Below are 12,172 nucleotides of genomic sequence, written 5' to 3' on the forward strand. Positions count from 1 at the left end.
CGGCTTCTAGTTGTTGCCGGCCGTCTCCGACAGCCGCTTCATCGTCGCGATGCGCGCGCCGATCAGGTCGACGCGCCCGTCCTCGCCGACGAGCGGCGCCGTCGCATCGCGGAACGCGACCCACGCGCGCTGCGCGCGCACCAGTGTCGCGGCCGAATGCGCAGGCATCTTGCGGCGCAGCTTCTGGTAATAGCGGTTCAGGTCGAACAACGCGTGCTCGCACGCGGCATCCTGTTCGCACGGCCGCACGCGACGCACGGCCGGATCGCGCGGTGCGTTCGCAGCCGGCTTGCCGTTCGACGCGGCCCCGCCCTCGGCCGCGCTCGTGCCGCTCGTGGCCGCGACCGGTACGGCGGCGGGCAGCGGCGCATAACGATCGGCCGCGCCGCGCAGCGCCAGCGCGCGATCGCGCACAGGCTGCAACTGCATGTCGGCGCTCGACATCGTGTACGCGGTGCCGCGCGTCGTGTCGTACACGGCCTTCAGCAGAAGGACTTCATCCTTGCGCCACGTGACCCAGCGGCGCTGGCTGTCCTGCCAGCCGCGCTTCGCATCGGCCGGTGCATCCTTCAACAGGCGCTGGTACGCGCCGTCCATCACCGCCTGCCACTGCTGCTGTGCTTCGCCCATGCACTGGATCTGGCCGGCCGTCGACGACCGGTCGCGCCGCGCGAGGCATTGCCGCATCGCGACGTCGATCGGGTCGGCCGCCGCGACTTCCGCGTGTGCGACGCCCGACCCCGCCAGCCCCGCCGCCCCTGCCGCCCAGACGACGAGCGCGGCCACCGCCGCGCGCATCGCCCGGAATCGTCCGTGCGTCGCCATCAGTCGCGCACGCAGTCGACGTAGTACTCGACGCGGCCGTTCACCTCTTCCGCGACGAGGCCGTGGATGTCGGTGTGGAAGCCCGGGAAACGCTCGTTGAAGTCGCGCGCGAACCGCAGGTAGTTCACGATCGTCTTGTTGAAGCGCTCGCCCGGGATCAGCAGCGGAATGCCCGGCGGGTACGGCGTCAGCAGGATGCTCGTCACGCGGCCTTCGAGCTCGTCGAGCGGCACGCGGTCGATCTTGCGGTGCGCGAGCTTCGCGAACGCGTCCGACGGCTTCATCGCCGGTTCCATGTCCGACAGGTACATCTCGGTCGTCAGGCGTGCGATGTCGTTCGCGCGGTACACGTCGTGGATCTGCGTGCACAGGTCGCGCAGGCCGACGCGCTCGTAGCGCGGATGCTGCGCGACGAATTCCGGCAGCACGCGCCACAGCGGCTGGTTGTTGTCGTAGTCGTCCTTGAACTGCTGCAGCTCGGTCACCATCGAGTTCCAACGGCCCTTCGTGATGCCGATCGTGAACATGATGAAGAACGAATACAGGCCGGTCTTTTCGACGATGATCCCGTGCTCGGCCAGGTACTTCGTGACGATCGCGGCCGGAATGCCCGTCTCGCCGAACTCGCCGTCGACGTCGAGCCCCGGCGTGATGATCGTCGCCTTGATCGGGTCGAGCATGTTGAAGCCTTCCGCGAGCGGGCCGAAGCCGTGCCAGTGGTCGTTCGGCTTCAGCATCCAGTCGTCGCGCGAGCCGATGCCCTCTTCCGACAGGTTGTCGGGGCCCCACACGCTGAAGAACCAGTCGTCGCCGTATTCGGCATCGACCTTGCGCATCGCGCGGCGGAAGTCGATCGCCTCGGCGATCGATTCCTCGACGAGCGCGGTGCCGCCCGGTGGCTCCATCATCGCGGCCGCGACGTCGCACGACGCGATGATCGCGTACTGCGGGCTCGTCGACGTATGCATCAGGTACGCCTCGTTGAAGCGATGCTTGTCGAACGTGCGGTTCTCCGAATCCTGCACGACGATCTGCGACGCCTGCGAGATGCCGGCGAGCAGCTTGTGCGTCGAGTGCGTCGCGAACACGAGCGCGCCCGTGCGCGGGCGGCCGTCGCCGATCGCGTGCATGTCGCGGTAGAAATCGTGGAACGTCGCATGCGGCAGCCACGCTTCGTCGAAGTGCAGCGTGTCGAGCAGGTCGCCGAGCAGGTCCTTGATCATCTCGACGTTGTAGACGACGCCGTCGTACGTGCTCTGCGTGATCGTCAGGATCCGCGGCTTCATGTCCGGGTTCTCGCGCAGCGCCTCGCGCGCGAACGGGTTCGCCTCGATCTTCTTGCGGATGTTCTCCGGCTTGAATTCGTCGCGCGGGATCGGCCCGATGATGCCGAAATGGTTGCGCGTCGGCGTCAGGAACACCGGAATCGCGCCCGTCATCGTGATCGCGTGCAGGATCGACTTGTGGCAGTTGCGGTCGACCAGCACGATGTCGCCGGGCGCCACCGTCGCGTGCCAGACGATCTTGTTCGACGTCGACGTGCCGTTGGTCACGAAGAACAGGTGATCGGCGCTGAAGATGCGCGCCGCATTGCGCTCGGACGCCGCGACCGGGCCCGTGTGATCGAGCAGCTGGCCGAGTTCGTCCACCGCGTTGCAGACGTCCGCGCGCAGCATGTTCTCGCCGAAGAACTGGTGGAACATCTGGCCGAGCGGGTTCTTCAGGAACGCGACGCCGCCCGAGTGGCCCGGGCAGTGCCACGAGTACGAGCCTTCGTCCGCGTACTTGACGAGTTCCTTGAAGAACGGCGGCGCGAGCGAGTCGAGATAGACCTTCGCCTCGCGGATGATGTGGCGCGCGACGAACTCCGGCGTGTCCTCGAACATGTGGATGAAGCCGTGCAGCTCGCGCAGGATGTCGTTCGGCAGATGCCGCGACGTGCGCGTCTCGCCGTACAGGAAGATCGGGATGTCCGCGTTGCGGCGGCGCACTTCGGTGACGAACGCGCGCAGCTCGATGATCGCGGTCGCGAGCTCGGGCAGCTCGCCGTCCGGGCCGGTTTCGCCGAGCATGAGTTCGTCGTCGTCGATCGACAGGATGAAGCACGACGCGCGGCTCGACTGCTGCGCGAACGACGTCAGATCGCCGTAGCTCGTGAGGCCGAGGACTTCGACGCCCTCTTTCTCGATCGCTTCGGCCAACGCCCGGATGCCGGAGCCCGAGATGTTCTCGGAGCGGAAATCTTCGTCGATGATGACGACGGGGAAACGAAACTTCATGGGCGATTCTCCAAAAAGAACGACCGCGGCGCGTCACGCGCAGCGGTCACCCGGAAACTGGTGAGACGATATGCAACCAGATCAGGTTTTCGGCAGCGTGACACCGCGCTGCCCCTGATACTTGCCGCCGCGATCGGCGTACGACACGTCGCACACTTCGTCGCTCTCGAAGAAGAGCACCTGCGCGACGCCTTCGTTCGCGTAGATCTTCGCGGGCAGCGGCGTGGTGTTCGAGAATTCCAGCGTGACGTAGCCTTCCCACTCGGGCTCGAACGGCGTCACGTTGACGATGATCCCGCAGCGCGCATAGGTCGACTTGCCGAGGCAGACCGTCAGCACGGTGCGCGGGATGCGGAAATATTCGACGGTGCGGGCCAGCGCGAACGAGTTCGGCGGGATGATGCACACGTCGCCCTTGAAATCGACAAACGAACCCTCGTCGAAGTTCTTCGGATCGACGATCGTCGAGTTGATGTTCGTGAAGATCTTGAATTCGTCTGCGCAGCGGATGTCGTAGCCATAGCTCGACGTGCCGTAGCTGACGATCCGGCGGCCATCCTCGGACGCGCGAACCTGATCGGGCACGAACGGCTCGATCATCTTGTGCTCTTCGGCCATGCGCCGAATCCACTTGTCGGACTTGATGCTCATGTGAGCCTCCGCCGGGCCGTCCCAAGGAGGCTGACCGCCCCCTCGGGGGGCAGCGAACAAAGTGAGCGTGGGGGTCGATTCATATCGGGGCGCCAGGAAACGCTGCGTGACAGTCGGGAACGGCCGCTCGCGCGAGGCGGCGGCCGGGAAGGCGGACATTTTACGCGATCATCGGCCCGCGCACGCGGCAGCCGTCAGCGGATCACGCCGCAGGCGAGCGCGGGCCCCGCGCCATGCTGCGCAAACGCGGGATCGCCCGGGTCGCGGTGCACCAGCGCCGCGCGGCTCATCGCCGAGCGCACGCCATCGAGGGCCAGATCGGGAGCGACGATGAAGCCGGCCGCGACACCGTTCGCATCCGCATGGATGTTGCCGAGGTCGCCGGCGACGCGGGCGCCCGCGCGCAGACGGTCGGCGGCCGGCGCGAACACCTGGCCGGCGCTCGAGCCGTCGCCCGCGTTGCAGTCGCCGCGCTCGTGCACCTGCAGCGCGTGATCACTGTTCGGCGGCAGGCCGACCAGGTTGTAGGTGACCTGGACGCCGTCCGGACGCTCGACGAACGTCACCGCGCCGCGCGCCTGCGAGCCGACCGTCGGCTGCAGTTGTGCGTCGGCCCGTTTTTCGTGCGACGAGGAAAAGGAGGTGCAGCCGGCCAGCAGGCCCAGCGCGGCGACGGCCAGCAGCGCGTGCCGCGCGCGGCCGGCGCGCACCCCGTGATGTCGTTGTTTCATTCGATCCTCATGCCGGCTGACGGCCGTTTGACACGGCGGCCGTGCCGGGCGGGTAAAGGGACCCGGGAAAAGTCGCCATGATACCGCGCCTCGCGGCGCCGTAAACAGCGTGAGGCCCCGCCCCGCAAGGGTTTTACGTATTTTGAACAACGATGGTCGGGAACTTCGACGTCATGTCGCGCGCGCGCTCGGCAATCGCCAGCGCGACCCCGCGTGCGATGTCGCGGTAGCGCCGCGCCAGCGCGCCGTCCGGATCGGCCGCGACCGTCGGCGTGCCGCTGTCGGCCCGCTCGCGGATCGCGATGTCGAGCGGCAGGCTGCCGAGCACGTTCACATCGTAGTCCTTCGCCATTCGCTCAGCCCCGCCGGCGCCGAAGATGTGCTCCTCGTGGCCGCAGTTCGAGCAGATGTGGATGCTCATGTTCTCGACGATGCCGAGGATCGGAATCCCGACCTTCTCGAACATCTTCAGGCCCTTCTTCGCGTCGAGCAGCGCGATGTCCTGCGGCGTCGTGACGATCACCGCGCCCGTGACGGGCACGCGCTGCGCGAGCGTCAACTGGATGTCGCCCGTGCCGGGCGGCATGTCGACGATCAGGTAGTCGAGCTCGCGCCAGTTGGTCTGGCGCAGCAACTGCTCGAGCGCGGAGGTCGCCATCGGGCCGCGCCACACCATCGGGTTGTCTTCCTCGATCAGGAAGCCGATCGAGTTCGCCTGCAGCCCGTGGCCGACGAGCGGGTTCATCGACTGGTTGTCGGGCGACTCGGGGCGCTGGCCGTGGATGCCGAGCATCGTCGGCAGCGACGGGCCATAGATGTCGGCGTCGAGAATGCCGACCGATGCGCCTTCCGCGGCGAGCGCGAGCGCGAGGTTCACGGCCGTCGTGCTCTTGCCGACACCGCCCTTGCCCGACGCCACCGCGACGATGTTCTTCACGTTCGGCAGCAGCTTCACGCCGCGCTGCACCGTGTGCGCGACGATCTCCTGCGACACGGCGACGCGCGCGTCGCGCACGCCCGGCACTGCCTGGAGCGCCGCCGCAACGCGTGCGCGCACGTCGTCGTGCTGGCTGCGCGCGGGATAACCGAGCACCACGTCGAGCGCCACGACATCGCCGTCGATCGCGACGTTGCGCACGCCCTTGTTCGCCGCATACGGCCGGCCGGTATTGGGGTCGACGACAGCCGCCAGTGCGGCGTCGACTTGTGCCCGGTCAATGCTCATCGAAACTCCGTGAAAACGTTTTTTTCGCGCGCAAACGTCAAAAAATATCAAATTACGCTGCGAAAATCGGGAAAAGTGAAAGAATCTGTTGCATGCCATTGCGCGAACGCGCGACCCGGCGCACTCTTCGCGTGCGGCACGCTATGGGGCCAAATCGGCCACTAACCGCCTATATTGTAGAGGCTGACGCGTCGCGCTGTCCGAACAGCCATGTTGACGGACAGGGCATGCGGCCGCCTCGGCGGCTGCCGCGAGCGCCGGGCCCACCCTCCTTTTTCGGGCGGCCTGTGCGGGGAGCCGTAACTGTAGTTGTCGTTGTCGACTCGTTCAACCAAGAGAGGAATCCAAGATGAACATGAAAATCGCGACTCGCCTGTCCGTCTTCGCCCTGGCCGGTGCAGTGCTGGCCGGCTGCGCATCGCCGCAAGGCACCAACACGGCCGTCGGTACCGGCACCGGTGCGGCGCTGGGCGCGGGCATCGGCGCACTGGCAGGCGGCGGCAAGGGCGCGGCGATCGGCGCGGGCGTCGGCGCGCTGGTCGGCGGCGTGACGGGTTACAACTGGCAGGCGATCAGGAACAAGCTCGCGCCGTCGGCAGCGCAGACGGGCACGCAGGTGACCGAGCAGCCGGACGGCTCGCTGAAGCTGAACGTGCCGAGCTCGGTGACGTTCGCGACGAACCAGTACGCGATCACGCCGGCATTCACGCCGCTGCTGAACGACCTGGCGACGACGCTGAACCAGAACCCGCAAGTGACGGCATCGGTCGTCGGCTACACGGACAGCACGGGCTCGGCGCAGCTGAACCAGACGCTGTCGCAGAACCGCGCGCAAAGCGTCGTGAACGCGCTCGCGCAGCGCGGCGTCAACGGCGGCCGTCTGTCGGCGCAAGGCATGGGCGCATCGAACCCGATCGCGGACAACGCGACCGAAGCCGGCCGCGCACAAAACCGCCGCGTCGAAATCTACCTGCGCGCAGCGCAGGCGCAATAAGCGCACGACGAGGGGAAGGCGCGGGCACGCCGCCCGCGCAGCCCCGCCGGACAAGGCATCCGTCGGGGCCGGTAACAAATCGAAAAAATTTTCGAACTTCCGTGGCGGGGCGTGGTCAGTATTTACGGTACGCGGCTGGGAGTTGCCGGCGCGTCACCATTCTCCTCTTGTCGTTGTTGCTCCGGGGCCATATCCGCCCCGGTTTTTTTTGCCCGCAGAATTCGTGCTGCAGCGCAGCAGCACCGCCGGGCACGCCGTTTGCGCGACCCCGCCCGTTCCGGCACCGGCCACGCGGCGCCGGCCCGCCTCCCCGGCCCGCGCCCCTGCTAGAATCGCAGTTTCCCGTCGTATTTCCGCCGTTCCTCTACAGACCTTATGTCCGCAACCGACCTCACTTCCGTGCAGGCTGCGGCGCCGCAAGGCGCGCGCCAGATCCTCGTTACGTCCGCACTGCCCTATGCCAACGGGCAGATCCACATCGGCCATCTGGTCGAATACATCCAGACCGACATCTGGGTGCGGACGCTGCGAATGCACGGTCACGAGGTCTACTACATCGGCGCCGACGACACGCACGGCACGCCGATCATGCTGCGCGCGGAGAAGGAAGGCCTGAGCCCGAAGCAGTTGATCGATCGCGTCTGGACCGAGCACAAGCGCGATTTCGACAGCTTCGGCGTGCAGTTCGACAACTTCTACTCGACCGACTCGGACGAGAACCGCGTGCTGAGCGAGCAGATCTACCTCGCGCTGCGGGAAGCCGGCCTGATCGCCGAACGCGAGATCGAGCAGGCGTACGACCCGGTCAAGGAAATGTTCCTGCCGGACCGCTTCATCAAGGGCGAGTGCCCGAAGTGCCACGCGAAGGACCAGTACGGCGACAACTGCGAGGTGTGCGGCTCGACCTACCTGCCGACCGAACTGCTGAACCCGTATTCGGTCGTGTCGGGCGCGACGCCGGTGCGCAAGACGTCGAAGCACTACTTCTTCCGCCTGTCCGACCCGCGCTGCGAGACGTTCCTGCGCGAATGGGTGAGCGGCCTCGCGCAGCCCGAAGCGACCAACAAGATGCGCGAATGGCTCGGCGACGCCGGCGAGGCCAAGCTCGCCGACTGGGACATCTCGCGTGACGCGCCGTACTTCGGCTTCGAGATCCCCGGTGCGCCCGGCAAGTATTTCTACGTGTGGCTCGACGCGCCGGTCGGCTACTACGCGAGCTTCAAGAACCTGTGCGACCGCAACGGCATCGATTTCGACGCGTGGATCCGCGCGGGCTCGAAGGCCGAGCAGTACCACTTCATCGGCAAGGACATCCTGTACTTCCACACGCTGTTCTGGCCCGCGATGCTCGAGTTCTCGGGCCACCGCACGCCGACCAACGTGTTCGCGCACGGCTTCCTGACGGTCGACGGCGCGAAGATGTCGAAGTCGCGCGGCACGTTCATCACCGCGCAGAGCTACATCGACACGGGCCTGAACCCCGAGTGGCTGCGCTACTACTTCGCCGCGAAGCTGAACGCGACGATGGAAGACATCGACCTGAACCTCGACGACTTCCAGGCGCGCGTGAACAGCGACCTCGTCGGCAAGTACGTGAACATCGCGAGCCGCGCGGCCGGCTTCCTGCTCAAGCGCTTCGACGGCCGCGTGCAGGACAGCGCGATGAACCATCCGCTCGTCGCGAAGCTGCGCGATGCGATTCCCGCGATCGCCGCGAACTACGAAGCACGCGAATACAGCCGCGCGCTGCGCCACACGATGGAGCTCGCGGACGACGTGAACGCGTACGTCGACGGCGCGAAGCCGTGGGAGCTCGCAAAGGATCCGGCCAACGCGGTCGCGCTGCACGAAACCTGCAGCGTGAGCCTCGAGGCGTTCCGCCTGCTGTCGCTCGCGCTGAAGCCGGTGATGCCGCGCGTCGCCGAATCCGTCGAGTCGTTCTTCGGGATCGCGCCGCTCACGTGGGCCGATGCCGCGAAGCCGCTGTCGTCGGAACAGCCGATCAAGGCTTACCAGCACCTGATGACGCGCGTCGACGCGAAGCAGATCGACGCGCTGCTCGCCGCGAACCGCGATTCGCTGCAGGCCGACGCGGCCGCTGCAAGCGCGAACGCCGCGAAGGACTCGAAGAATGCGAAGAACGCCAAGGCGAACGCGAAGCCGGCCGTCGTGAACGGCGCCGACGACGCCCCCATCTCGATCGACGATTTCGCGAAGATCGACCTGCGCATCGCGAAGATCGTCGCGTGCCAGGCCGTCGAAGGCTCGGACAAGCTGCTGCAGCTCACGCTCGACATCGGCGAGGAAAAGACCCGCAACGTGTTCTCGGGCATCAAGTCCGCGTACCAGCCCGAGCAGCTCGTCGGCAAGCTGACGGTGATGGTCGCGAACCTCGCGCCGCGCAAGATGAAGTTCGGCCTGTCCGAAGGGATGGTGCTCGCGGCGTCGGCAACCGACGAGAAGGCCGAGCCGGGCCTCTACATCCTCGAGCCGCACAGCGGCGCGAAGCCCGGCATGCGCGTGAAGTAAGCAGCACACGCCACTGCTTGAGAAGAAAGCCTCGCACGATACGTGCGGGGCTTTTTTTCATGGCGTGGCGCGCGCAGCACCGCCCGACGCGCAGCGCGCGAGTTCGGCTAACATGGCGACGACATCGGGCCCGCCGGATTCCGAAGACCGCATCCAGCGGTCCACCCAGGCCGTGGCGGCAGGCCCCACCCAAGAATAACGACATGACACACACTTCCGACGCCCCGCCAGCGGAACGCACGCGTGCTTCGCCGCGCGCGAGCCGTGCCCGCGCCCCGATCACGATTCCGCTCGTGCCGATCGCGCACGCCAACGCCGTCGCGCCGCTCGTCGCGCGCAGCCCTGCGTTCGACACGCTCGCCCGGCGCTTCGCGTGGCTCGCGTTGCGCGAGCCGCCCGCCGACGACAGCCGCCGCTGGCATGTCCATACCGTTGCCGGCCGAACGATCCGCTTCGCGCAGCCGCTCACGTTCACGCCGTACGCGGCGGCGCAGCCCTGCTCCGCGCGTTGCCGGTTCTGCTCGGAAACGCTGGTCGACGAAACCGCGTCGGGCCCGGTAGCGGCAGGCCTGCGCCCGGCGGCCGACTATTTCGACACGCTGCGGCGTGCGCTGAGCACCCTGCGCGGCGTGCCGCTGTCGTACTCGCTGTCCGGGCTCGAGAACACGGACGATCCGCGCTGGCTGCTGTCGCTCGTCGCGACGCTCGGCGCGGCCGGCGACGACGGTCCGGACGCAACCGGCAGCGTGCTGTACACAAACGGCGCCGGGCTCGTCGAACACGGCGACGCGCTGCTGCCGGCCCTCGCGGACTTCGGCATCTCATGGCTCGAATGGTCGCGTCATCACGACCGCGACGACGTGAACCAGTCGATCATGCGCTTTCGGCCAGGCCGGCACGTGAGGCACCAGCACGCGTTCGAAACGGCATTTGCCGCCGCGCGCGCGCACTTTCCGGTCAAGCTCGTCTGCATCGTGCAGCGCGGCGGCATCGAGACGCCGGCGGACGTGCTCCGCTATCTGGCCCATGCACGCGCGCTCGGGGCCCGCTCGGTGATCTTCCGCGAGTTCTCCGCGCTGCCCGACACCTATCGGCACAACGCGACGCGGCGCTACATCGACCGCACACGCGTTCCGATCGACGCGCTGCTGCTCGCCTGCGCGGCGGACGCCGCGTTTTCCGCGCAGTACGAACCGATCGCGCTGACGGCCGGCTACTATTTCTGGAATGCGCGCTGGACGCATCGCGACGGCTTCGAGGTCGTGTTCGAGACGTCCGACTACGGCGCGATGCGCGAGCACGAGTTGCGCGATGCCGTGTACAAGCTCGTGTTCCACCCGAACGGCAACCTGTGCGCCGGCTGGCATCCGGCGCGCGACATCCTGTGGAGCAACGATGACCGTCGTGACTAGCTGGCTGCGCCTGACCGACGAGGCCACCGACACCACCCTGCCCGCCGACCTGCGCGCGCGGGATGCGTTTGCCGCGCGCGATTGCGGCTGGGTCGAGCAGATGATGCCATTCATCGGCAGCCACGCGACGCCGGGCGGCTGGATCGTCGATCCGTTCGGCGGCTTCGGCACGACGCTCGTCGCCGCCGCGCGATGCGGCGTGCCGGCGCTCGGCGTCGAGATCGACCCGGCGCGCGTCGCATTCGCACGCGAACGACTCGCGCGCACGGGCGCGCCACCCGCCCGCTATCCGGTGCTGGCCGGCGACCTGTCGAGCGACGCGACGCAGGCCGCGGCACGCCGCGCCGGCGGCCCGTTCACGCTGTGCCTGACGAGCGTGCCCTACTTCGGCTGCACGGGGTTGCCCGACAGCCCGCGCGACGGGCAACTGTACGGCGTCGATTGCTATGCGCCGTATCTCGAGCGGATGCGCAACGTGTTCGCCGGCGTGCATGCGCTGCTCGAGCCGGGCGGCTGGTGCATCGCGATGGCGCAGAACCTGCGGGTCGGCGGCCGGTTCGTGCCGCTGGCATGGGATGTCGCGCGATTGCTCGGCGAGCGCTTCGTGTTGCACGACGAACGCGTGCTGATCTACGAACGCGCCGACGGCCCGGCGCCGCACGGCGCCGGCGCCACCGACCGCACGCATGAATACGCGCTCGTGTGCCGCAAGGCGCCGCTCGCGAGTGACGTCGACGCAGCCCGCGCGCTGGTGGCCGCGCTGACGCGCGAGGGCTTCGCGTTCGCGGCGATCGGCGGCTTCGCGCAACGGCTCGCGGCGGCAGCGGACGATGCCGCCGCGGCGCCGCTGAACGACGTCGACCTCGTCGTGCCGCCCGACGATGCGGATCTGTCACGGCTGCTGCAATGGCTCGACGCCGACGGCTTCTCGATCGAATCGTGGAATGCGCGGGTGACGCCGCCGGTCGCGGCTGCCGCGCTGCAATACCGCCACTACTTCCGCGCACGGCGGCTTGATGCACGCGGCTGCTGGCTGCAGGTCGACGTGACGGTCGCCGCTACGCGCGAAACCTTCGACGCATGCCTGCGCGCCGACCCGAGGCGGGGCGCGTCGGGCTGAGCGGGGGCCGGAGCGCGCCCCTTGATCACCGCTGCCCGAACCAGCGATCGAAGCGCCGCGTGTAGTTCAGGTCGACACCCTGGAACGTGCCGCCGTACGCGGACACCGACCAGAAGCGCGTCAGGTTGATCGTCGCCTTGAACGCGTTGCTGGCCGACTGCAGCCCCTGCTCGTAGCCGAGCACGAAGCGCTCGTTGATCGCCTTCGACACCTGCACGACCTGCGGATCGGTCAGGCCGACGTCGCTGCGACCGATCGAGAATTCGTCGAGGCCGATGGTCTGCGCGACGCGCTTGCCGGTCGCGCTGCCGAGCAGCGCGAGCGCGGCCGTCATCGCGCCCTGCTGGCCGACGTTGTTGCCCTGGTCGGTGCCGTGCCCGAACAGCAGCCACGACAGCTTCTCGTT

At 67.8% G+C, this 12,172-nt stretch carries 10 protein-coding genes; 4 read left to right on the forward strand and 6 right to left on the reverse strand.

Features of this window, described 5'->3' with window-relative positions; translation table 11 throughout:
* Positions 1–6: 6 nt before the first annotated feature.
* The 5 genes from BT264_RS22695 to apbC all read right to left on the reverse strand — a co-directional run bounded on the left by BT264_RS22695 (position 7) and on the right by apbC (position 5,711).
* Entirely contained in the window at positions 7–825 is an 819-nt protein-coding gene (locus BT264_RS22695; RefSeq protein WP_072440925.1) for a lysozyme inhibitor LprI family protein, read from the reverse strand.
* Positions 825–3,104, reverse strand: a complete 2,280-nt coding sequence (locus BT264_RS22700) for an arginine/lysine/ornithine decarboxylase (protein ID WP_034178750.1) — start codon at positions 3,102–3,104, stop codon at positions 825–827. The genes BT264_RS22695 and BT264_RS22700 overlap by 1 nt, the downstream gene beginning before the upstream one ends.
* 81 nt (positions 3,105–3,185) lie before the next feature.
* Positions 3,186–3,755 carry a dCTP deaminase gene (gene dcd / locus BT264_RS22705; RefSeq protein ID WP_006398615.1) on the reverse strand — a complete coding sequence of 190 codons (570 nt, stop codon included), beginning with the start codon at positions 3,753–3,755 and terminating at the stop codon, positions 3,186–3,188.
* Positions 3,756–3,949: 194 nt separating this feature from the next.
* Positions 3,950–4,486 (reverse strand): superoxide dismutase [Cu-Zn], encoded by a 537-nt coding sequence (gene sodC / locus BT264_RS22710; protein WP_072440927.1) that lies wholly within the window; start codon positions 4,484–4,486, stop codon positions 3,950–3,952.
* 133 nt (positions 4,487–4,619) lie between these two features.
* Complete coding sequence (gene apbC, locus BT264_RS22715; RefSeq protein ID WP_034178752.1) at positions 4,620–5,711, reverse strand: iron-sulfur cluster carrier protein ApbC; 1,092 nt, start codon at positions 5,709–5,711, stop codon at positions 4,620–4,622.
* Positions 5,712–6,060: 349 nt separating this feature from the next.
* Here apbC and BT264_RS22720 point away from each other — a divergent pair, with 349 nt between their 5' ends.
* The 4 genes from BT264_RS22720 to BT264_RS22740 all read left to right on the forward strand — a co-directional run bounded on the left by BT264_RS22720 (position 6,061) and on the right by BT264_RS22740 (position 11,766).
* The gene (locus BT264_RS22720; protein ID WP_072440929.1) at positions 6,061–6,705 is read left to right on the forward strand and encodes a YiaD family glycine zipper/OmpA-like lipoprotein; all 645 of its coding nucleotides are present in this window, start codon (positions 6,061–6,063) and stop codon (positions 6,703–6,705) included.
* A gap of 375 nt (positions 6,706–7,080) precedes the next feature.
* Positions 7,081–9,234, forward strand: coding sequence for a methionine--tRNA ligase (metG, locus tag BT264_RS22730; protein WP_072440932.1), 2,154 nt, complete (start codon positions 7,081–7,083; stop codon positions 9,232–9,234).
* Between the two features lie 203 nt (positions 9,235–9,437).
* Positions 9,438–10,646 (forward strand): radical SAM protein, encoded by a 1,209-nt coding sequence (locus BT264_RS22735; RefSeq protein WP_256260695.1) that lies wholly within the window; start codon positions 9,438–9,440, stop codon positions 10,644–10,646.
* On the forward strand, positions 10,630–11,766 hold the full coding sequence (locus BT264_RS22740) for a DNA methyltransferase (protein WP_072440934.1): 1,137 nt from the start codon (positions 10,630–10,632) through the stop codon (positions 11,764–11,766). The genes BT264_RS22735 and BT264_RS22740 overlap by 17 nt, the downstream gene beginning before the upstream one ends.
* 25 nt (positions 11,767–11,791) lie before the next feature.
* Here BT264_RS22740 and BT264_RS22745 read toward each other — a convergent pair.
* A partial coding sequence (locus BT264_RS22745) for a translocation/assembly module TamB domain-containing protein (protein WP_177318394.1) occupies positions 11,792–12,172 on the reverse strand: 381 nt, incomplete at its 5' end.

Origin of the sequence: Burkholderia sp. NFPP32 (assembly GCF_900119325.1) — a bacterium.
GTDB classification, from domain to species: domain Bacteria; phylum Pseudomonadota; class Gammaproteobacteria; order Burkholderiales; family Burkholderiaceae; genus Burkholderia; species Burkholderia pyrrocinia_C.